Origin of the sequence: Nocardia sp. NPDC019323 (assembly GCF_044389845.1) — a bacterium.
Lineage (GTDB): Bacteria > Actinomycetota > Actinomycetes > Mycobacteriales > Mycobacteriaceae > Nocardia > Nocardia implantans.
Genome location: NZ_JBIRYN010000005.1, coordinates 116,391 through 140,851, shown reverse-complemented (window position 1 = coordinate 140,851; position 24,461 = coordinate 116,391). Strand labels below are relative to the sequence as shown.

Annotated in this window: 3 protein-coding genes (1 of these 3 only partly in view); all 3 read left to right on the top strand. The window is 71.1% G+C overall.

Annotation, left to right across the window (positions count from 1 at the left end):
- Tightly spaced (each overlapping or abutting the next), the 3 genes in view from ACH49X_RS19940 to ACH49X_RS19930 form a layout consistent with a single transcriptional unit that may run on beyond the window.
- Positions 1–10,669: the final stretch of an SDR family NAD(P)-dependent oxidoreductase gene (locus ACH49X_RS19940; protein WP_357207899.1), read on the top strand. 11,108 nt of this gene lie to the left of the window's left edge; only the last 10,669 of its 21,777 coding nucleotides appear in the window; its start codon lies beyond the left edge, outside the window; it ends in the stop codon at positions 10,667–10,669.
- A complete protein-coding gene (locus ACH49X_RS19935) occupies positions 10,666–22,719 on the top strand; it encodes an SDR family NAD(P)-dependent oxidoreductase (protein WP_357207902.1) in 12,054 nt (4,017 codons plus the stop codon). The genes ACH49X_RS19940 and ACH49X_RS19935 overlap by 4 nt, the downstream gene beginning before the upstream one ends.
- Positions 22,716–24,461, top strand: a complete 1,746-nt coding sequence (locus ACH49X_RS19930) for a thioesterase domain-containing protein (RefSeq protein ID WP_357207904.1) — start codon at positions 22,716–22,718, stop codon at positions 24,459–24,461. Before ACH49X_RS19935 ends, ACH49X_RS19930 begins: the two co-directional genes overlap by 4 nt.

Below are 24,461 nucleotides of genomic sequence, written 5' to 3'. Positions count from 1 at the left end.
GGTGAACTTGCAGCTGGCTCCGGAGACGACGATCGGTTTCTGCCGTCTGGCCTCGCTGTCGCCCGACGGACGCTCGCGGGCGTTCGACGCCGACGCCAACGGCTACGTCCGTGCCGACGGCTGCGGCGTGCTGGTGCTGACCCGGCTGTCGCGGGCCCGGCGCAACGGCGATCAGGTGCTGGCGATCGTGCGCGGCGTCGCGGTGAATCACGACGGACGATCCAACGGCCTGACCGCGCCCAACGGCCCGGCCCAACAGCGCGTCATCGCCGACGCGCTGGAGCGGGCGGGCTTGCGGCCGGACGCGGTGGACTACGTCGAGACACACGGCACCGGCACCCCGCTCGGCGATCCGATCGAGGCCACCGCGCTGGCCGAGGTGTACGGCGCGGGCCGCACGCAGCCGCTGCTCATAGGGTCGGTCAAAACCAACATCGGGCACACCGAGGCCGCCGCGGGTGTCGCCGGGGTCATCAAAGCCGTGCTCATGTTGCGGCACCGCCGGATCCCGCCGAGCCTGCATTTCCACACGCCGAATCCGCTGATCGACTGGGCCGCGATGCCGGTGGAAGTCGTGGGCGAGGCCCGGGAATGGCCACACACCGGGCACGAACCGGCCATCGGGATCAGCTCCTTCGGGATGAGCGGCACCAACGCGCACGTCATCCTGACGCCAGGCGATCCGGCGCCCCCACCACGACCGGAAGCACCGGCCGCGCAGGTACTCGTCCTGTCCGCGCGCGACGAGACCGCCCTCGCCGACTTGGCGGGGCGCTGGGCGGACGAAATGGACGCGGGACAGCGGTCTTTGGGCGACCTGGCTTACACGGCCGCGACCGCACGCACCCATTTCGAACAACGACTCGCGGTGGTCGCCGACACCCGCGCCGCCGCGGCGCGAGAGCTGCGTGCGCCGAACCAGATCCGGGGCCGGGTGGAGCGCGCGGCGCGCCCGAAGGTGGCGCTGCTGTTCACCGGGCAGGGGTCGCAGTACCCGGGCATGGCACGGGAATTGTTCGACTCCGAGCCGGTCTTCCGTGACGCGCTGCGGCGCTGCGACGCGGTGCTGGGGCCGATCGCGGACGGGATCGGGCTGGTCGAGGCCGTGTACGGCGATCACGGGCCACAGTTGCTGCGTCGCACGGTGTTCACCCAGCCGGTGTTGTTCGCCGTCGAGTGGGCGCTGTGGGAGTTGTGGCGGTCGTGGGGGATCGCCCCGGCGGCGGTGCTCGGCCACAGCGTCGGGGAATTCGTCGCGGCCTGCGCCGCGGGCGCGATGAGCATGGAGGACGCCCTGCGGCTGGTGGCCGTGCGCGGCCGCCTGATGCAGCGCCTCCCGGACGGTGGCGGGATGATGGCGGTCGACGCTACCGCCGAGCGGGTCTCCCCGCTGGTCGCACGGTTCGAGCCCGCGGTGTCGATCGCCGGATACAACGGACCGGCGCAGGTGGTGGTCGCCGGACCGCGTGCGGCACTGGATCTGCTGCGCGAGCAGTTGTCGGCCGACGGCATACGGTCGGCTGATCTGACCGTCTCGCATGCGTTCCACTCCGCGGCGATGGACCCGATTCTCGACGACCTCGCCGCGGCGTCGTCCAAGGCGACGATGACCGATCCCACGATTCCGCTGATCTCGAATCTCACCGGTGCCGTGCTGCGCCCGGGAGAACTCGACCCCCGGTACTGGGCCCGCCACGCACGTCAGCCGGTGCGGTTCGCGCAGGGCCTGCGGGCCATGGCCGAGCTCGGCATCGACCGATTCCTCGAGATCGGCCCGCATCCGACGTTGTCCGCCCTCGGCGGCCGAGTGCTGGGCGACTCGGCGCGGTTCGTCGCGTCGCTGCGTCGCGGCCGCGGTGATCGCGAGACGATGATGACGGCACTCGGTCACCTGTATGTCGCCGGCGTGCCGGTGGACTGGGAGCAGGTGCATCGGCCGCACAAACGTCGGCATGTGCTGGCCCCGACCTATCCTTTCCAGCGACAACGGTATTGGGTCGCCTCGCAATCGGAACCCGCTCTTGCGGTTTCGAGCGGCACTGCCGCCCGGTACCCCGATCTTCCGAGACGCTCCAACGGCGCCTTCGAGTCCCGCGCCGCATCGATGCCCGGCGCCGCCTTCGCACCAGCGGCCGTCAGCCCAGCCCTTCCACAGCCTCAGGACGACGCCACGCACTCGTCAGTGTCGATGCCTTCGGGTGACCCGCCAGCGAATCTCGGTGCGCTGCCTGCGCCGGCCGACGTGGAAACCGCAACCTACCCGGCTCTGCCGGCGCAAGGCGGAAATGGAACGGCGCACCGTCGCGCAACGCGCGATTCCGGATATCCACCGGCCGCGCTGCCGGGAGCGTCGGGGGAGTGGTCGTCCGCTACGGGTGACGGCCAGGCGGCGGAACGGCCGCTGAATTCGGTATCACACGACCGCAAGAGCTGTTTCGACTTGACGCTCGAACCCGATTCGCCGCGCTATCTGGCTGATCATGTCGTGCACGGGGCTATCGTCGTGCCGGGCGCATGGTTCGTCGCCACGATCGCCGACCTCGCGCGCGGACTGGTCGCCGGTGACGTCGTCGCGATCGATGACCTCGTGATCACCAACGGTCTGCCACTGAACGGCCCGCAGCCGGTGCGAATCGGCTTCGAGCCGGCCACGGACGGGCTGGCGGTTCAGGTCGAGACGGAAACCATGGGCCTGCACGCGCGAGCTCATGTCCGTAGCGGTAGGCGCCAGGTCCCGGACGGGTCCAGCCTGGCGGAGATCCTGGGCCGCTGCCCGGAACACCTCGCCGCAGTGGAGTTCTACCAACGGCTGGCCGGCGCCGGTCTGCCGTACGGACCGGCGTTCCGCCGTGTCGTCGGCCTGCGCCTGGGGCGGCACGAGGCCTTGGCCACGCTGTCGGATCCCGAGACCGATACCGCCGGGGTGCATCCGGTGCTGCTGGACGCGGCATTCCAAGCCACCTATGCGGCGATGTCGTCAGAGGGGGACGAGCAGACGTGGGTGCCGTTCGCGGTGGACCAGGTGCTCGTTTCGGCTGCGGCGGCCACCGTTCGATTCGGCCATGTGCGCGTGCTCGAGCAGACGCCGCAGTTGTGTGTCGCGGATGTTCGTCTGCTCGATGAGGAGGGTTCTCCGGTGCTGGTCGCGAACGGATTGCGAGTGATACCCGCGCCGATGCCGCAGTCGGCGGGCCAGTCGTCCGCCTCGCAGGCGGTCGCGGATACCTACCGTGTGGACTGGCGGGAGGCCGGACCGGTGGCGCCGGTCTCGGCGACCGGCCGCTGGCTGATCATCGGCGCGCGCGGAAGCCTCGCCGACGAGCTCGCGGGCGAATTGCGGGCGCGCGGCGGGGAATGTGTACTGGCCAGGCCCGGAGCCGGTTTCAGCTTCCGCGCCGAAGACGAGTTCGAGATCGATCTCGGTGTGCCCGCGGCGGTGCGCGCACTGCTCGGCGCGGTGGACGACGGTCGCGCACCGCTGCGCGGGATCGTCTCCGCGATCGCGCTGTCGGACGAGGACGTACCCGCGCCTGTGGCGGCGGAACGCCTGGTGGTGGGTGCGCTGCATCTCGTGCAGGCCGCGGCACTGGCCGGGGAACCGGCGGTGTGGCTGCTCACCCGTCACGGTCAGCGGGTCGAACCTTCCGACCGGGTGGCGCCGCAGCAGGCGGCGCTGTGGGGCTTCGCCCGCGGCGCGCAACTGGAGTACCGCGAAATAGGCTGTCGGGTCATTGATCTCGATCAGTTCACCGGTGCCGGTGTCGTGGTCGACACGCTCGTGACGCCCTCGGCGCCGCGGCAACTCGCACTGCGCGGTGGAGCTCGCCGGGTACCGCGGCTGGTGCCGTTGACGAGCGTGCCCAGCGATCCGACGGCCGCGTCCGGAGCTGCTGGAACGGTGTTGATCACCGGCGGCCTCGGTGGGGTCGGCTTGCGGCTGGCTGGCTGGTTCGTCGAGCGTGGTTGGCGGGACGTGGTGCTCGCCGGGAGATCCGCACCCGATGCGCGAGCGGAGTCCGTCATCGCCGAATTGCGGGGGCGCGGCGCACGGATCGAGGTCCGTCCGCTCGACGTCGCCGACCGGACGGCCGTGGCGGCGACGCTGGATTGGATCGACCGGGAGCTTGCGCCGCTGGCTGGAGTGGCGCACCTGGCCGGGGTGCTCGATGACGGCGTGATCGCCGAGCAGACGGCCGCCCGGGTCGGGCGGGTGTTGGCGCCGAAAACGTTCGGAGCATGGCATCTGCACGAGCTCACGGCGGGCCGGTCCTTGCGCTTCTTCCTGCTGTTCTCCTCGGCCGCGGCGGTGGTCGGCCTGCCCGGTCAGGCCGGCTACGCCGCCGCCAACGCCTTCCTCGACGGTGTGGCCGAGTCGCGCGACGCGTCGGGCTCGCCCGCGCTGTCGATCGCGTGGGGCCCGTGGGCGGACACCGGAATGGTCGAGCGGCTCAGTAGCGACGCGGTGCGACGGCTGACCCGCCGCGGCTACGGTCTGCTGCGCCCCGAAGATGCTTTCGACACGCTGGACCGCCTGATCGGAACCGCCACCGCTGCGGTCACCACGATGCCGTTGACCGGGGTGCCGGACGCCGACGTGCCGGATGTGCTGCTGGATTCGGTTGCGCACGCAGCCGAAAAAGTCTCCACGACAGACGATTCCGGCGATCTGGCCGCGCGGATGGAGGCGCTGGTGCGCCGCTGCCTCGGGTTGGCGCCCGACGCTGATCTCGATCGTCCGCTGCACGAACTGGGGCTGGACTCGGTCGCGGCCCTGGAGATCCGCGACGAGCTGTCGCGCTCCAGCGGTCACCGCCTGCCGGCCACTCTGGCGTTCGAGTACCCCACCCCGCGCGCGGTGGTCGGCCTGCTGGTGCGGCTGAGCTCCGTGGCAACGCCGTCCGTGCCGCCGTCGATCGACAACGATGGCGATTCCTCCGATCCGACGGCGGCACGGACACCCGCTCCCACGCGGAACGCCGAAAATGCCACGGGCGTCACCATGCCCACGTCGAACGGTGCAGTGCCCGTGTGGCCGCAGGGAATGGACAGCGCGCCCACCGGCGGCACCCGGTGGACCGGCGCCAACGGCGCGGCGGCCTCGGCCGACCGGTCGGCCGCGCACGACCGGCAGCCGCTGACTTCATCCGAATCTGCGGACCCGTCCGCGACGTCGACCGTGCCCAGCGCCCGTCACCAGCGCACGCCCGCCGCGCACACCCACAGCACGGGCACGAACGGCGCGGCGGCCTCGGCCGACCGGCAGCCGGTGACTCCGCACGAATCGGCAGACCCAGGCGCGACGTCGACCGTGCCCAGCGCCTCTCAGCAGGTGGCTCGGGGGGCGGCGGCCGACCTCGAGACGCCGATCGCCTTCTCCAATGCCGATCGCCACACCGACACGGCGGGTGACATCGCGATCGTGGGTGTGAGCGGACGCTATCCGGGCGCGGACGGGCTGGACGAGTACTGGCGTGTCCTGCTCGAGGGACGTGACTGCGTCACCGAGATCCCCCGCCACCGGTGGGACCACAGCCGCTATTTCGTCCCCGACCGCCACAACCCTTTCACCGCCTACACCAAGTGGGGCGGCTTCCTCGACGACGTCGACTGCTTCGATCCGCTGTTCTTCGCCATCTCCCCGCGCGAGGCGGAGATCCTCGACCCGCAGGAGCGGCTGTTCCTGCAAACCGCCTGGGCCGCACTGGAAGACTCCGGCCATTCCCGGGCCGACCTGGCCCGCGGCGGTCTGCGACCCGAGCAGGCCGGTGTGTTCGTCGGCGTCATGTGGGGCACCTACCAGATGTTCGGGGCCGAGGAATCCCGGCTCGGGCGCGGCACGCTGCCCGGCTCGACGTTCTGGAGCATCCCGAATCGGGTCTCGCACGCCTTGGACTTCCAAGGGCCGAGCATGGCGGTGGACACCGCGTGTTCGTCCTCGCTGACCGCGCTGCACCTGGCCTGCCAGAGCATTCGGACCGGCGAATGCAGGCTGGCGGTGGTCGGCGGCGTCAATCTGTCGCTGCACCCGTACAAATTCGTCGCACTGAGCCAGGGGCAATTCGCCTCCACCGACGGCCGCTGCCGTTCCTTCGGCGCGGGGGGCGACGGGTATGTGGCCGGTGAGGGCGTCGGGGCGCTGGTGCTGCGGCCGCTGGCCGACGCCGAAGCCGACGGCGACACCATCTACGGCGTCATCAAAGGCACCGCGATCAATCACGGCGGCCGGGTCAACGGTTTCACGGTCCCCAATCCCGACGTGCAGGCCGCGGTGATCCGCTCGGCGCTGCGCGCCGGTGACGTGGACCCGGCGTCGGTGTCCTATATCGAGGCGCACGGCACCGGCACCGCGCTGGGTGATCCGATCGAGATCGCCGGTTTGGCGAAGGTATTCGGCCGCTCCGGCGGCACCGAGCTGCCGATCGGTTCGGTGAAGTCGAATGTCGGCCACCTCGAGGCGGCGGCCGGTGTCGCGGCGCTGACGAAAGTGCTGCTGCAACTGCGCCACGGCACCATCGTGCCGTCGCTGCACGCCACGCCACCCAATCCGAACATCGACTTCGCGGCCACACCGTTCCACATCCCGGCCCGGCCGCTGCCGTGGCCCGGCGGAGATCCGGCGCGCCCGCGCCGGGCGACCGTGAGTTCGTTCGGCGCGGGTGGGGCCAACGCCAATGTGGTGATCGAGGAGTATGTCGACCGCAGGCCGGAGACGCGGTTCAGCGGCGGCCAGGTCGTCCCGGTTTCCGCTCGCGACGGTGAGCGGCTCGCGGAGTATGTCGCCGCGCTGGATCGTTTCCTCGCCGGGCAGCAGCCGAACCTCGCCGATCTGGCCTTCACGATGCAGGTGGGCCGGCAGGCGGGCAGCACGCGGGCAGCGTTCGTCGCGCGCGACATCGGCCAGTTGCGCGCCTCCGTCCGCGCTTGGGTCGACGACGTGCCCGGCGCGCGGTCGTGCCGGGAGGCGGCGGAGGACTCGCGGATCGCGCGCTGGCTCGGCGGTGCGGACATCGATTGGTCCACCGTTCGCGATCCCGGGCCTCGACGCCGTATTCCCGCGCCGACCTATCCGTTCGCCCGGGAGCGGTACTGGATCCCGGACGTCACGCCGGGCGCGCAACTCGTTGCCGGGCCGGGACAGCCGTCCGCATCGAGTTCGCAGGTTGCCTCGCTCACACAGCCTCCGACGACGCCAGCACCCAGCCCGGCCGCGCAACCTGCTCTGAATGGAAGCGCGACGCGAACAGGGGAATCCGGGTCGGAATCGGCATCCGCGCAGTGGCCGACGCCCGATTCGCGGCTCTCGGCGGGGGGCATCGAAACGGAGGCCGGGTCGCTGGAGTCCGCCGAGGCCATGGATCCCACTCCCGCCACGACCCGCCGACTCGCAGCACCGCAACGGCTGCTGGTCCCGCTCTGGCGAGAAGCTCCGTTGCCCGGCGGCGACCTGCGTTCCCGCCGCGCTCTGCTGGTGTACGACACGCGGACCCCGCGGCACCTGGCGGAGGCGCTCGAAGTCGCCGCCGGTGATCCGGGTCGTCTGGTGCGGCTGTCGCAAGCGCCGGGCGATCTGCACCGCGACGACTTCGAAACGGGCGCGGCGCTCGGCCGGGCGATCGCGGCCCGCTACCCGGATACCGAGTGCGTCATCGATCTGTGCGATCTCGTGCCCGCCCCGGCAGGCAGACCGACCGGCGATCTCGGCCGGATGGGCTTCTACCAGGGTGTGATCGAGGGGCGCGCCGGTTCGCTCACGCTGTTGCACGTCGCCGCAGGACACCCCGGCGCGGACGGCCCGGAGTCCGCGCCGCTGGGTGGTCTGGTCGCCGCGCTCGCCGAGGAGATCCGCGATGTGCGCACCCGCAGCGTCCACGTGGCCGACGAGCGCGCACTGGTGTGCGCCGATCCCGGGCGAGTGTTGACGATTCTCGGCGCGGAGTGCACGGCAACCGAGGACAGCGCGCCGCGGGTGCGGTATCGCGGTGGAATCCGCGAAGCCGTCGAACTGACCGACACGACGGCACGCGACGGCCTGGTGGTGGACCCGTCTCGCACCTACGTGGTGACCGGCGGCACGCGCGGGCTCGGCGCGGCGTTCGCGGCGGCGCTGGTCGAGCGCGGCGCGCGGCGCTTGGCCGTCCTCGGGCGCGAACCGCTGCCGCCGCAATCGGAGTGGGACCGGGTGGCCGCCGGGTCCGGCCCTGAGGCGCAGAAGGTTCGGCGACTGGTGCGGTTGCGCGATCGCGGCGTCGCGGTGCGAACCTACTTCGGCAGCCTCACCGACGAGGGCGCCTTGTCCGGCTTCTTCGGCCAGGTACGCAGCGAGCTGGGCCCGATCGGCGGTGTGCTGCATTGCGCGGGCAGTGTGTCCGGTGAGAGCCCGGCGTTCGTGCGCAAGACCGGCGCGGCCATCGCCACCGTGCTCGCGCCCAAGCTGGCGGGCACCGCCGTCCTCGCCGACGTGCTGGCCGCCGACCGTCCGGACTTCTTCGTGTTGTTCTCGTCGGTGTCGGCCGTGCTGCCCGGCTTGTCGGTGGGCTTGTCGGACTACGCGATGGCCAACGCGCACCTGGACCGCTTCGCCGAGGCCCAGCACGCCCAGGGACGGCCGTGGTTCCGGTCGATCAATTGGCCGTCCTTCCGCGACACCGGTTTCGGTGAGGTGACCAGTGCGGCCTACCGCGCCACCGGCCTGCCGACCCTGAGCGCCGCGGAAGGATTCGAACTGCTCGACGCGGCGCTGGGGACGTCCGCGCCGGTGGTGTTGCCCTACCACGGTGCGGCACTGAGCCTTTCGACGCGCAAGAGCCGACCGGCGGAGGCGGCCACCGCGCCGAGCGCGCAGCCCACCACGGCGAACGGGTCCGCGGCGGCGTATCAGGAATTGCTGCGGATCTTCTCCGACGAACTCAAACTCGCCCCGGCACGGTTCGAGGGCGACAAACGGTTCGAGGAATACGGCGCGGACTCGGTGCTGATCGCCTCGGCGGTACGCCGGATCGAACAGGTCGTCGAAGCGCCCTTCGATCCGGCGCTGGTGCTGGAGTTCCCGACCCTCGACGCCTTGGCCGGTCTGTTGACCGAGCAGTTCCCGGAACGTTTCGCCCCCGAAGCGCCGCCGGAGCCATCGGCCGACCCGCAACCGGCGCAGGCTGATCGACCGCGCACACCGGAGACCGGAGCGGCCAGACCCGGCGCGGCGACCTGGGCAGCCGACGCCCGCGGCGGACGAGCAGCCGAGCCCATCGCCGTAGTCGGCATCGGTTGCCGCCTGCCCGGCGGCGACACCCCGGACGCGTTCTGGCGCCTGCTGGCCACGGGCGCATCCGGCATCAGAGAAGTCGACCCGGCTCGCTGGGATCCCGCCCGGTTCTACCGCCCTGGCGGCGGACCCGGTCTGACCAACAGCAAATGGGGCGGTTTCATCGACGGCGTCGATCTGTTCGACCCGGAGTATTTCGGGGTCACCGACGAACTGGCCTGGCAGATGGACCCGTTGCAGCGACTGCTGCTGGAGACGTCGGTGCTGGCCACCTCCGACGCCGGTTACCGGCGCGAGGAGCTGGCGGGCAAGCGAGTCGGCGTGTACGCGGGCAGCCGGGCGGCGAACTATTTCAACCGGATCCCGGTCGCCGACCGGCACACCATCATCGGCATCGGGCAGAACTTCATCGCCGCGCGCATCTCCGACTACTTCGACTGGCACGCGGGCAATGTCGTGCTCGACAGCGCGTGCTCGTCGTCGCTGCTGTCGGTGCATCTGGCGTGTCAGGCGTTGCGGGCCGGCGAGGTCGACGCCGCGCTGGCCGGTGGCGTGGAAGTGCTGCTGGACGAGATGCTGTTCGTCACGTTGTCGGCGGCGGGTGTGCTGTCGCCGAACGGACGGTGCGCGACGTTCTCCGAGGACGCCGACGGTTTCGTGCCCGGAGAGGGCGCGGCGCTGCTGCTGCTCAAGCGGCTCGACGACGCGCTCGCCGCCGGCGACCGGGTCTACGCGGTGCTGCGCGGATCCGCGATCGGCAACGACGGGCACACCATGGGCATCACCACACCGAACATGCGCGCGCAGATCGAAGTGGTCACCGCGGCGCTGGAAGTGGCGGGCATGTCCCCGGACGCGCTGTCGTACCTGGAGGCGCACGGCACCGGCACCATGATCGGCGACCCCATCGAACTGAAGGGGCTGGCCACCGTGCTCGGCGACCGCTCGCGCGGCCAGGAGCCGTGCGCGGTCGGCAGCGTGAAAACCAATATCGGGCATCTGCTCTCGGCGGCGGGCATCGCCGGGGCGGTCAAGACGATCCTGGCCGTGCACCACGCGGCGCTGCCACCGTCGCTGCACTGCGACAACCTCAACCCGCGTTTCAAGTTCGCCGGTTCGCCGCTGCAGGTCAACCGGGAACTGCGCCCGTGGCGGCCGGCCGACGGCAGGCCACGCGCCGCGGGCGTCAGCTCGTTCGGCTTCGGCGGGACCAATGCCCATCTCGTCGTCGAACAGGCGCCCGACGGGTACCGGCCGACGCGCCACCCCCTGGATCCACCCGCCTTCCGCAAGAGGAGCTTCATGCTGCCGAAAACGGTTCCCAGCCCATCGACGGAGCCCGCGCCGCGGATCGTGGTACCGATCAGCACGCCCGCACCGTCGTTCCTCCGCGTGGAGCCGCTGCGATGAGCGGGATCGAACTGGACAGCTTCGCCACCACCCTGCGGGCCGAGGACCCGGTGGTGCGCGATCACCGCGTACACGGTGTGCGAATCCTGCCGGGTGTGGTGTATCTCGACATGATCCTGCGCGCGGCGATGTCGGCGGGGTACCGGCCCGGCGAGCTGACGATCCGCGAGGCGTTGTTCCAGCGCCCGGTCGCCCTCGCCGACGACGGTGCGGTGCGCATCGCGTTCCGCGTCGATCGCCCTACCGGCCGGGTCGCCATCGACGTGCAGGGTTTGGACGCGGCGGGCATGCCGGTGGGACCGATCGATCCGGTCGCGGAATGCGTTGTGGTTCGGTCGGATTCGTTGGACGAGCCGGTGCGCATCGATGTGGCGGAGTTCCGGGATGCGGCGCGTGCGCGCGGTATGGCCGAGCTGTACGCCCAGACCGGAAGCCGCGGTATCGACCATCGCGGGTTCATGCGCGCCACCGGTCATTTCGCCCGTCGCGACGACGTGGTCACCGCGACGCTGGGGCTCGGCGCCGAAGCGGCGGCGCACCTGCCCGGTTTCCTGCTGCATCCCACGTTCCTGGATGCCTCCACGATCGTGCCGTTCATCGATCCGCACCGGCTCGGCGTGGACGACGACAGCGCGTTCATCCCGATCTACTTCGGTGACGTGCGCGCCTGGCGGGCCACCCCCGAAGAGGTGTTCGTGCGGGCCGCCGTCCGCGGCGGCGGGCACGGCGGAGACCTGCTCGAAGCCGAGGTCGCGCTCTACGACCGGGACGGGGCGCCGGTGGCGCGGTACCGGCTGACGTCCAAGCGTGTGCGTGGCAGCGCGGATATCCAGCGACTGCTGACGCGGCCGGAGGCGCCACCCCCTCGACAGGCCACGCCACGCTCGTCCGCCCACACGACCGTTCCTTCCGGTGATCCGCGTGCGGTGATCACCGCCGATGTGGCCGCTCTGGTCGCCGGTGAACTCGGCGCCGACGCCGCGGGCATCGCGACCGACGTCGGGTTCTACGAACTCGGTCTGGATTCCGGTCGCCTGCTGCGGCTGACGGCGGAACTGGAAGCCAGGGTCGGGGAACCGCTGTATCCGACGCTGCTGTTCGAGTACCAGACCATCGACGCACTCGCCGGACATCTCGCCGACACCGTCGGCGCGAGCTACCGCCCCGCCGACTTCGCCCAGGCCGATCCCACCGCATCCGCCGTGATCGCGCCACCGCCGGCAACGGCCCCGGTCGAGGCGCCGCCGGTAGAGAACCCGACTGCTACCCCAGAAGCGGCGCACGAACTCGTCGTTTTCGGATTCGACTGGGAGCCCGACACCAGCGTTCATCCGCGTCGGGAACCCAGCAGCCTGCTCGTCTTCGACAGTGTCGAGCACCCTTACCCGCAGGCCGGCACGATCGTCCGCGTCCGGCCCGGTAGCGAATTCCACTCCGGCGCCGATGCCTTCGTGGTCGACCCGGCGGACGCGCGGCATATGGACCTGCTGGTCGCCGAGCTGACGGCCCGGCGGTCACGTTTCGACGCCGCGGTGTACCTGTGGCCCGAAGCGGCGACCGGCAACGACCCGCAGGCGTTGCTCGAGCGGGTGTACCTGCCGGTGCGTGATCTGGTGCGCGCGCTCGGGGGGACAGCCGAGCCGCCGGTGCGCCTGGTGCTGGCTCTCACGCCCGCCACACCGGCGGGTGCGGCGAGCTGCGCCCTACTCGGCGGTGCGGCCCGCACACTGCGGCTCGAGCAGCCGCACCCGGTGCTGCGGGCCGTCCAGCGCGACACCGTACGGCCGCTCGATGACATCGTGGCCACCGAACTGGGCATCGACGAACGCGACTCCGCCACCGAGATCCGCTACCACGGCACGACACGCCAGATCCGCCGGACGCGCACGCTCACCACCGCCGGCGCGGATGCCGGCGGCGCGGTGCTGCGGCAGGGTGCGGTGGTCGTGGTCACCGGAGCGTTCGGCGGGATCGGCCGTCATCTGGCCCGCCGCCTCGCCGCCGGCTACCGCGCCCGGCTGGTGCTGGTATCGCGCCGTCCGCTCGACGCGTCGGCCGCGGGACTGCTTGCCGAACTCGGCGAACTGGGCGCGGAAGCCGTGCACGTGCGCGCCGACGTCTCGGTGGCCGCGGACGCCGAACGCGTCGCCGCGATCGCCCACGCCACCTTCGGGCCGGTCGACGTGCTCTACCACGGGGCGGGACAGTTGCGCGACGGACTGCTGTCCGGCAGCAGCCGCGACGACGCGAGAAATGTTCTGGCACCGAAGATCAACGGTGTCGAGCATATGACGCGTGCGCTGCCGGAGACCCGCCTGACGGTGTTGTTCTCGTCGGTTTCCGCGGTGCTGGGCAATCCCGGGCAGGCCGACTACGCGGCCGCCAACCGCTATCTGGACATCGTGGCCGAACAGCGCGACCGGGCCGGAAGCAGGATCATCAGCATCGGCTGGCCGCTGTGGGCCGAGGGCGGCATGCGTCCGCCTGCCGAACAGATCGAAGCGCTGCGGCGGGCCGGTGTGGGACTGCTGCCCACCGCGACCGGACTGGACCTGCTGCTGTCCTGCGCGAGCCTCGACCGCGCGCAACTGGCAGCGGTATGGGGCGACCCCGACACTCTGCGAGCACGACTACAACCGGCGGCCCCGCAGCCCGACGTCCCGGCCGCCGCACCCGTGCCGGTCCATGAGTCGCGCGCGGCCGTCGAGGAGCCCATCGCGATCGTCGGAATCAGCGGCCGTTACCCCGACGCGGAGAACATCGAGGAGTTCTGGCGCAATCTGCGCGACGGGCACGACGCGGTCGGCCCGGTCCCCGCCGAACGCTGGTGGCTCACCGCCTCCGCAGGCACTCCCGGCGCACCCCCGATGATCGGCGGATTCCTGCGTGACGTCGGCGGTTTCGACCCGCAGTTCTTCCGCATCCCGCCGGTGCAAGCGCCCCTGCTGGACCCGCAGGAGCGGTTGTTCCTCCAGCAGGCGTACGCGGCGCTGGAACACGCCGGCTACCACCACACCGACCCGGCCGTGCGGGATCGCCGCGTGGGTGTGTTCGTCGGCGCCACCTGGAGCGACTACCGGCTGCTCGGCGTCGCGGCCAGCCGGGACGGCGATCCGGTCGCGGTGGCCTCGATCCCGTCGTCCATCGCCAACCGCACCTCCTACACCCTCGGCCTGCGCGGGCCCAGCCTCACCGTGGACACCGCGTGTTCGGCGTCGCTGACCGCGCTGCATCTGGCGCGGCGCAGCCTGCTCGACGGCGAATGCGAGGCGGCCATCGTCGGCGGGGTGAACCTCCTTTTGCACGAGGACAAATTCCTGCTGCTGCACAGCCTGGGCATGATGTCCGAGACCGGCCGGTGCCGCCCCTTCGCCGCGGGCGCCGACGGCTACGTGCCCGGCGAAGGCGTCGGCGCGCTGTATCTGAAGCCGCTGTCGGCCGCCCGCGCCGACGGCGACACCATCCACGGCCTGATCCTCGGCAGCGCGGTGAATCACGGTGGGCAGACCTCCGGATACAGCGTGCCGCATCCCGGGGCGCAAGCCGAGGTGATCGGCGAAGCCCTGCGCTCGGCCGGGGTCGATCCCGCCATGATCGACTACCTCGAAGCGCACGGCACCGGCACACCGCTCGGTGATCCGATCGAAATCTCCGGACTGGCCGCCGCTTTCGGCAGCTCCGGCCGCTCCCACGCACTGGGGTCGACGAAGTCGAACATCGGCCACCTGGAGGCGGCCGCGGGCATCGCGGGCCTGACCCGGGTGCTGTTGCAGCTGCGGCACGGCCGGATCGCACCCACTTTGCATGCGGCGGAGACCAATCCGGCCATCACGTTCGACTCGGTGCCGTTGCGCCTGCCGCGTGAACTGGAGGATTGGCCCCGCCGCACCGTCGACGGCGTCGCGGTGGCACGGCACGCGGGCATCAGCGCCTTCGGGGCCGGCGGCGCGAACGCCCATGTGGTGCTCGCCGAGTTCATCGACGACCGGGTGCCGCCGGCCGCGACCGGTGAACCCGAGGTCTTCGTGCTGTCGGCGCGCACGCCGGAGCGGTTGCGCCGCTACGCGGAACTCATGGCGCGGCACTTCCGTGCCCTCGATCCCGCGGATTTCCGAGACGCGGTGCGCACCTTGCAGGTGGGCAGGCCCGCGCTGGCACACCGTCTCGCGGTGGTCGCGTCCTCGCCGCTCGAGGTGGCCGACGCACTGGATCGGTTCGGCGCTCACGAGCCCGGCCCTGTGGTCACCGGCACGGTCGAGGCGCACACCCGGCCACCGCTGGTCACCCCTGCGGCGAATGACCGAGAACTGGCCCGGCAGTGGGTAGCGGGCGCCGATGTCGACTGGCGTGGGCGCGGCGGCCCGCGGCGGCGAATCCCGTTGCCCGGTTATCCGTTCGAGCGCACCGACTTCTGGATCATCGCACCGCCGCGCTCGGGGTTCGACACCGCCGTGGAGCGGTTCGAAGCGTCCGTCCGGCCCGCGGGCACGGTGGAGCCGGGTAAGGCCGAACTGGGCCGCTACGCGGCGATGCTGTTGCTGGCGACCCTGGCCGGAATGGGGCTCACGCCGGGGGAGTGGACCGCGCAGTCGCTGGACGCGCGCCTGGGTGTGCGTCCGGAATTCGACCGGCTGCGCACCAGCTGCCTGGACATCCTGCGCCGACACGGACTGGTGCGCCGGCACGGCGACCGGATCGAGGTTCCCGGCCCGCCGCCGGGTACCAGCGGGATGCGCGCCGATCTGCTGGCCCGGTTCCCCGAAACGGAGCCGTACGTGGCCTTGCTCGATGCCTGCCTGGCCGCGTACCCGCGCGTCCTGCGCGGGGAGCTGTCCGCGACCGAGGTGCTGTTCCCCGGCGGCGATCTGGACCTGGTCGGCGCGATCTATCGCGGCAACGCCGCCTACGACTTCACCAACGGCCTGCTCGCCGGATTGGTGTCGGCGGTCGCGCAGCGAGAGGGCGCGGGCCGGCCGGTGCGGATCGTGGAAATCGGCGCGGGCACCGGCGGTTCCACGCACGCGGTGCTCGACGCGCTCGCCGAGCGCGGGATCGCGTTCGACTACCACTACACCGACGTCTCGCACAGTTTCGTCGCGCACGGGCGACGCACCTTCGGGGCGCGTGCGCACGTGCGGTTCGGTGTATTGGACATCGAGACGGATCCGGTCGCGCAAGGGTTCCCCGCGCACGAGGCCGATCTGGTGATCTGCGCCAACGTCCTGCACGCGACACGATCGATCGACGTGACGCTGCGCAACATCCGGCGGCTGCTCACGCCCGGCGGGGTGCTCGCCTGCACCGAGGCGACCACCGACCTCGAGGTTCTCGCGCTGACGTTCGGGCTGCTGGAGGGCTGGCACGCCTACCGCGATCCCGGGGCGCGGATCCCGCACTCGCCGTTGCTGTCGGAAGCGCAGTGGCTGGAGGCCATGACCGCCGCGGGTTTCTCCGGCGTCCGCGCGTGGGGTCCCGGCTTGTCGACCGACCCGGAGCCCAGTTTCCGGCTGCTGGCCGCGGTCAGCGCCACCACACCGCCCGAACTCGCGCAACCACCGGCCGACGAGCGGCACCGGCCCGCTGAGCCTTCCTCTACCGGGCAACTCGGCCGCGCGAACACCCGGACACCGGTCCCCGAGGTGGGGCCGGACGCGGAACCGGCCACCGTGGTCGGCGCGGCAGCCTTGGAAGCCGAGCTCGTCGCCCTCGTCGCCGACGGCCTGGGGGTCGGGCGCGGCGAGGTGCGAGCGGAGCTGCCGCTGTCGGACTATGGCGTCGACTCCATTCTCGCGGTCAAGATCATCGACCGGGTCAACGCCCGCTACGGCTTGACGCTGCGGCCAACGGTGGTGTTCGACCATCCGTCGGTGCGGCTGCTCAGCAGGCACATGGCCGAACAAGGCGCCACCGCGAACGGCGGCGCGACCGCCGTCTCCGGCACGCCCGCTCCCAGTCCTCGAACCGCCACAGCGCCCGCACGACCCAGCGAAAGGTCAGCATCGATGGACATCGCCATCATCGGCATGTCCGGGCAGTTCCCGGGCGCGGCGAACCTCCACGAGTTCTGGCGCGATCTCGCCGCGGGACGAGACGCGGTGACCGAGGTTCCCGCCGCGCGCTGGCCGATCGCCGAGCATTTCCAGCCGGGACCGGCGACGCCGGGCACGACCTACTCCAAGTGGGGCGGCTTCCTCGACGGCGTGGACCAGTTCGATCCGGCGTTCTTCGACATGGTGCCCGCCGAAGCCGACTACATGGACCCGCAGCAGCGGCTGTTCCTGGAGCACAGCCGGCTGGCGCTGGACGACGCCGCCATCGATCCGAAGTCGCTGCGACGCAGCAAATGCGGCGTGTTCGCGGGATCGCCGGGGTCGGACTACGCCACCCTGCTGCGCAACCGCGGAACGGTCGGCTCCCATCACCTGTTCACCGGCAACAGTCCGGCCATCCTGCCCGCTCGCGTGGCCTATCACCTGGATCTCACCGGCCCGTGCCTCGGGCTGGACACCGCGTGTTCCTCGGCGCTGGTCGCGTTGCACCAGGCCTGCCGCAGCCTCGCCGCGGGGGAGTCGGACCTGGCGCTGGCCGGAGGCGTCGCGGTGTTCGTGACACCCGAATACCACCTGCTCGCCTCGTCGATGGGCATGCTTTCCCCGCGCGGCCGGTGCGCCAGTTTCGACGCCGACGCCGACGGTTTCGTGATCGCAGAGGGCGTCGGTGTGGTGGCGCTCAAGCCGTTGTCCGCCGCCGAACGCGACGGCGACCCGATCCACGGGGTGATCCGCGGGATCGGCATCAACCACGACGGCCGCACCAACGGCATCACCGCGCCCAGCGTCCGCTCGCAGACCGAACTGGAACTGGCGGTGTATCGCGAGGCCGGGATCGATCCTTCCACCATCGGCTACGTCGAAACCCACGGCACCGGGACGCGGTTGGGCGATCCGATCGAGATCGAGGCGCTCACCGCCGCCTTCCGCCGCTACACCGACGCGGTCGGCGTCATCCCGGTGGGATCGGTGAAATCGAACATCGGGCACGCCTCGCATGCCGCGGGGATGGCGAGCCTGTTCAAGGTGCTGCTGGCCATGCGCGCCGGACAGCTGCCGCCGTCGCTGCACGTCGCCGCGGTGAATCCGCTGCTGGGACTGGAGCAGTCGCCGTTCTTCGTCAACACCGAACTGCGCGCGTGGGAGGGCGCGCCACGGCGAGCCGCGATCAGTTCCTTCGGGTTCAGCGGCACGAATGCGCACATGGTGGTCGACGGCGCACCGGTCGTGGCAGCGCGGCGCGCGCCGTCCTGGCAGCCGCAGGTGATCGTGCTCTCGGCGCGCACCGCGACGAGCCTGACCAGAATGGCCCGCACGCTGCGCAGGCATCTGACCGCGCATCCGGACCTGTCGCTCGCCGACGTCGCCCGCACGCTCGCGGTGGGGCGCAGCGGATTCGAACATCGGCTCGCGGTGGTCGGGGATTCGGTGGACGCGGTCGCGGCCCGGCTCGCCGCTTTCGCCGACGGTGACCGGCCCGCCGGGGTCCACACCGGCACGATCGATGCCCCCGACGTGGAGCGCGGCGCGGCCACCGTGCTGGACGATCCGGTGGCGGTGGCACGGCAGTGGGTCGATGGCGGGCACGTCTCGTACGCGGGCTGGGCCGATCCTGCTGCCCGTCGTGTTCATCTGCCGGGCTACGAGTTCGACCGGGAACGGTGCTGGGCGCCGGACCTGAGCGCCCCCGCGTCCGAGCACACGGCGCGTCCGCCGCAACGCGACCTCGATCCGGCCGCCGTCGGCGAAGCCCAGGACCTCGCAACACCGCGCGCCGCGACATCATCGACCGACGGGGCGCCACGAGAGATGCGCGCACCTGGCACGGCCGGACAGCCGGCGTCCGTCACACCGCAGGCCGAGCCGAGACCCGACTCCTCTCCGGCTTACCCGCAGCGTTCCGAAGCATCGCCGGTCTCCACGGCCCGGATGGCGACCGTGCCCCGGACCGACAGCGCACTCCGGAACGCTGCGGACGATGGACACGCTGGTCCTGATACCCCGCTTGCGTGGCCGGACTCCACGCAGCGACGACAGTCCGCCGAGACCTACCTCAAAGGCCTGCTCGCCGAATATTGCCGACTGGACCCGCAGCGGATCCGCACTCGAATCCCCCTGCAGGACTACGGCATCGACTCGGTGCTGATCAGCAAGATGAACGACCGGCTGGAAACCGATTTCGGCCCGCTGCCCAGCACGCTGTTGTTCGAGTACCAGACCGTGCGCGACCTGGCGGGCTATCTCGCCGACGAGCACGGGGCGCGCCTGGCCGTCGTCACCGTGGACTCGGCAACCGCACCCGGCGACGCGGCGATTGCACAAGGCGCTCCGACGACCGCACCAGGCGATCCGGCGACGTCACCAACCGGCGCGCCCGCGACGGCGCGCCCGGCCGACGTGGCGCCCGCACCCGTTCCCGCCGAACCTTCCGGCGACGCGCACGATGCCGACGACATCGCCGTCATCGGCATGGCGGGCAAGTTCCCGATGGCGGGGGACATCGAGGAGTTCTGGGCCAACCTGGTCGCAGGCCGAGACTGCATCGTGGAAGTTCCGCCGCAACGCTGGGACCACCGCGAATACCTGTCCGACGACCCCGACGAGCCGGGCACCACCTACGCGCGCTGGGGCGGATTCATCGATGACGTGGACAAGTTCGACGCCCGCTTCTTCGGCATCACCCCCAAAGACGCCGAGGAGATGGATCCGCAGCAGCGGCTGTTCCTGGAAACCTCATGGGCGGCCCTGGAAGACGCGGGCTACTCACCCGATCGGGTGCGCCGCAGCGCCGCGGCCCGCGGTCTGCCCGACGCCGGCGTCTTCGCCGGAGTCGGCTACGCCGAGTACCAGGCGTTCGTCGGCGTCCCGATCTCGGGGTATTTCGCGGTGCCGAACCGGGTCTCCTACCACTTCGGCTTCACCGGCCCCTCGCTCGCGGTCGACACCGCCTGCTCTGCGTCGCTGACCGCGCTGCATCTGGCCTGCGAGAGCCTGCGCCGCGGCGAAGCGGCCTACGCGCTGGCCGGCGGGGTGAACGTGTCGATCCACCCCGGCAAGTATTTGCTGCTCGGCTACGGCCGCTGGGCCTCCACCGACGGCCGCTGCCGGTCGTTCGGCGCGGGCGGCGACGGCTACGTGCCGGGCGAGGGCGTGGTCACCCTGGTGCTCAAACCACTGCGGCACGCGCGCGCCGACGGTGACCGCGTCTACGGCGTGATCCGGGGCAGCACGGTCAACCACGGCGGACGCACCAACGGATTCACCGTCCCCAACCCTGCCGCCCAGGCCGACCTCATCGGCCGGGCCCTCACCGCGGCCCGCGTCGACGCGGCCGACATCGGCTATGTGGAAGCCCACGGCACCGGTACCGCGCTGGGCGATCCGATCGAGATCGCGGCGCTCACCAAGGCCTATCGGCGCTCGACGTCCGAGCGTGGCTACTGCGGCATCGGCTCGGCGAAATCCAGTGTCGGCCATCTGGAAGCGGCGGCGGGCGCGGCGGGCGTGGTGAAGGCGCTGCTGCAACTGCGTCACGACACGATCGCGCCGAACCTGCACAGCGATCCGCCGAACCCGGGAATCGATTTCGCGACGACACCGTTCCACGTCGTCGACCGGCCCACTGCATGGCCGCGACCCGATGACGGCACACCGCGCGTCACCGCCGTGAGTTCGTTCGGCGCGGGAGGCTCGAACGCGCACATGATCCTCACCGACGCCGAGGCCGTCGAGGCGACGCCGGAAGACGGGCGGCCGAGGATCGTGGTGTTGTCGGCCCGCGACGCCGACCGGCTGACGGAGCTGGCCGCCCGCACCGCCGACCACCTGCGCGATCATCCGCTGTCGCTGCCCGATGTCGCGTGGACGCTGGCCGTGGGCCGGGCCGCGTTCGAGCATCGCCTTGCGGTGGTGGCGACCTCGACGGCCGAACTGGTCGAACTGCTCGACAGCGCGGCCGATGCCGGCGCACCCGCGCCGGCCGAGGGGCTGCTGGTCTTCCGCGGCGTGGCTCGCACCCACCGCGATCTCGACGAGTTGCCCGGCGAGTCGGACGTCGACCGCGCCGAAGTGCGCGCGTTGCTGCGGTCGGGCAATCTGCCGCGCGTCGCCGAACTGTGGGCGGGCGGGTGGACCGTGGACTGGGAGCAGGGCTACGAACGCCCGTTCGGGCGGATCGTCGGCCTGCCCGGTTATCCGTTCGCCCGGCGCAGGTACTGGATCGTGCCGGAGGACTACCGCAGACGCGCCCACGTGGTCGCGAAAACCGTGGTCGCGCTGGAGAACGAGCCACCGCGATCAGAGCAGCGCAACGGGCACTCGCCGAACGGCTCAGCGCATCAGACCGTTCCGACCTCATCGGAACCGGCCCAAGCGCACACCGCCGATGTCGCCGGACCAGCCGCCATCACCACCGACGCCACCACACCGCCCGCCGACGTCGCCGCACCGGCCACCATCGCGCCCGCCGACGGAGAATTCGACAGCGAGCTGTGCGACCGGCTCGCCGAGCACATCCGCGACATCTTCGCCGATCTGACCAAGTCCGACCCGGCCGAGCTCGATCTCGACGCGGAGTTCGCCGATTTCGGGTTCGACTCGGTGGCCACGGTGCGGATGCTCAACCGGCTGATGAAGCACTACGACGTGAAGATTCCGGCGGAATCGACCGAACTGCATCCGACGATCGCGTCCCTGTCGCGCTACCTGGTGGCCGAAGGCATCATCAGCGGTGCGGCGCACGATGCCCCGCGCCCCACCGCGGTCGCCGCGGCCTCGATGACCCAGCAGGACATACCCGTGGTGACGATGGACGCCCCGATTCCGGTGCGGTCGGTCTTCATCACCGGCGTGACCGGCGTGCTGGGCGGCAAACTGCTGCACGATCTGCTCACCAAGAGCGACGTGCGGGTGACCTGCCTGGTGCGCGGCAAGACCGTGGCCGCGGCCGAACGCAGGATCAAGCACTTCCTGAGCACCTACGACCCGGAGGCGACCCTCGATGAGGCGTTCGCCGAGCGCGTCAGCACGGTGCTCGGCGACGTCTCGGTCGACCGTTTCGGCTTGGACGAGGTCACCTGGCGGCGGCTCGCCGACGATGTGGACCTGACCATCCATGCCGCGGGCCGGACCACGCTGGTCACCTTCTACGACGCGCTGGCCCCGATCAACGTCGAAGGCACCCGGCGCGCGGTGGAATTCGCGCTGCGCTCCCGCGGCAAGTACCTGGTGTACGTGTCGAGTTTCAGCGCGCTGGGCGATCGGCTGAACTTCAACAATCCGCCGTTCACCGAGCGCGATCTCGAGCTGGGCCAGGGCTATGACCATCTGCCCTACCAGCAGACGAAATACGAGTCCGAGAAGCTGATCCGGGCGGCGAGCGAACGCGGACTGCTGTGGGACATCGTGCGCCCCGGCAACATCATGGGCGACAGCCGCACCGGCCGGTACCCGTTCTCCGAGGTCAGCGTCAAAGGCGCGTACTACGACATCCTCAAGACGATGATCGAGACCGGCGAGACGATGCTGACGCCGGTGCACTGGGACATCAGCCCGGTGGACTACGTCAGCGCCGGGATCGTGCACATCGCCCTGCGCCGGGCCACCTACCGGGAGACCTACCACCTGACCAACCCGGACATCCGGCGTTACTACGACGTGGTCCGATACGTGCAGCGCGCCGGGTACGAGGTGGCGCTGGTGCCGCTGGAGGAATTCCACCGCAGGGCCACCGAGCGGCAGATCTACCGGCTCGGCACCGACGAGGTCTACGACAGCCAGACCCTGGAGATGTTCAAGTACGGCATCGAGCTGTTCGGCACGATCCACTACGAGGAGAGTTCCTACGCCGATTGCGCCTACACCCGGCGGGTGCTCGGCGCGGCGGGCATCGACTGTCCGCCGACGGAGGAACTGGTGCGGGTGTATCTGGCGCACTGCGCCGAGGTGGGCTACATCCCCGCACCGCGCGGGGCGGAACCGGCCGCGGAGGTGCTGCGGTGAGGTGCACGATCGTCTTCCCAGGACAGGGTGCGCAGCGCACCGGGATGGGGGCGGACTTCTGCGCCGAATTCCCCCTCGCCCGCGACACTTTCGCCGAGGCGAGCGACGCGGTGGGCGAGGACCTGCTGCGGATCTGCGTCGAGCGGGACCCGCGGCTGCATCGCACGGAGTACACCCAGCCCTGCGTGCTGACGATGGAGATCGCCGTCTACCGGGTGCTGGTGCGCGAACTGGGTTGGCAACCGGTGGCTTTCGGCGGCCACAGTCTCGGCGAGTACGCCGCGCTGGTGGCGGCGGGCGTCTTCGACCTCGCCGACGGGGTGCGGCTGGTGCGTACGCGCGGCGCGCTGATGCAGCGCGCGGTGCCCGAAGGCGCGGGCGCGATGGCCGCGCTGATCCTGCCCGGCATCGCCGAGGCGGGGGTGGCCGAACTGGTGGCCGAGGCGGGCGCCGAGGTGGCCAACGACAATTCGACCGACCAGCTGGTCATCAGCGGCCACAGTGATGCCGTCGCGGCGGCACGGGTGGCGCTCGGCGAGCGGTTTCCGGAGCTGCGGTTCGTCCCGTTGCGGGTGAGCGCGCCGTTCCACTCCCGGTGGATGCGCGGCATCGAGGCCGAGTTCGCCGGACATCTGGCCGAATGCGCCCCACGCATGCGGGCCGAGCGCGCGGCCGCGGTGACCTCGAATTACACCGGTGAGTTCCATCGGCCCGACACCCTCGCCGAGCATCTGGTCCGCCAGATCTCCGCCCCGGTGCGCTGGACGGCGAACATGCGCGCGTTGCTCCGCTCGGGCACACCGCGCTACGAGGTGGGCCCCTCGGCTCCGCTGTCGAAGTTCTTCGCGACGCTGGATGCCCCGGTGACCCGGATCGCGACGGTAGCCGATCTGCGCGTGCTGCCCGCTCCGGAAGACACACCGGCACCCGCTACGACTGTTCCGGTCGCGGTGACATCCTCCACAGCCGCATCGGCACACTCGGGCCGCGAGCCGGAGCGCCTGACCATCCACCGCAAGAGCGCGGGCACACCGAGACTGCGGTTGTTCTGTTACCCCTTCGCCGGCGGCAAAGCGGCGGCCTACACGCCGTGGCGCGCCCAGCTGCCCGAGTGGGTGGAGCTGTGCGTGCTGGAACTGCCTGCCCGGCAGCGGCATCTGGCGCAGACACCGATCCGCCGTTTCACCGACCTGGTGGAAGCCGCGCTGGCGCAGGTGCTGCCGCTGACCGATCTTCCGTTCGCGTTCTTCGGCCACAGCCTCGGCGCGCTGGCCGCCTATGAGGTCGCCCGCCGCCTGCCCGAGACGAACGCGCCGCGGGCGTTGTTCCTCTGCGGCGCGGTGGCGCCGCATCTGCCCAGACCGGGACGGTTGTCCGAGCTGCCGGATGACGAGTTCGTCGCGGCAGTGGGACATTACGGCGGCATACCGCCGGAGGTGCGCGAGACCCCGGAGGTGATGGCGCTGTTCCTGCCCGCGTTGCGCAGCGATTTCGAGATCTTCGACGACTACCGGTTCACCCCCGCCGCCGCGCCGTCGTGCCCGGCCTACCTGTTCGGCGGTCGGGACGACCGCCAGGTCGCGGCCACGCAGCTGGAGGCATGGCGTGACCTGCTGCCGGGCCTGCGCTCCACCGAGCTGCTGCCCGGCGGCCACTTCTTCCTCGTCGAGCAGCGGGCCGCGCTGCTCGGCTCACTCGCGGACAAGCTCGCCGCTGTCCGCCCCGACGCGGTACCCGCCTGA

Bases quoted from the DNA above. Each gene is read 5' to 3' on its own strand.
- ACH49X_RS19935 (WP_357207902.1), top strand. From the start codon at position 10,666: ATGAGCGGGATCGAACTGGACAGCTTCGCCACCACCCTGCGGGCCGAG.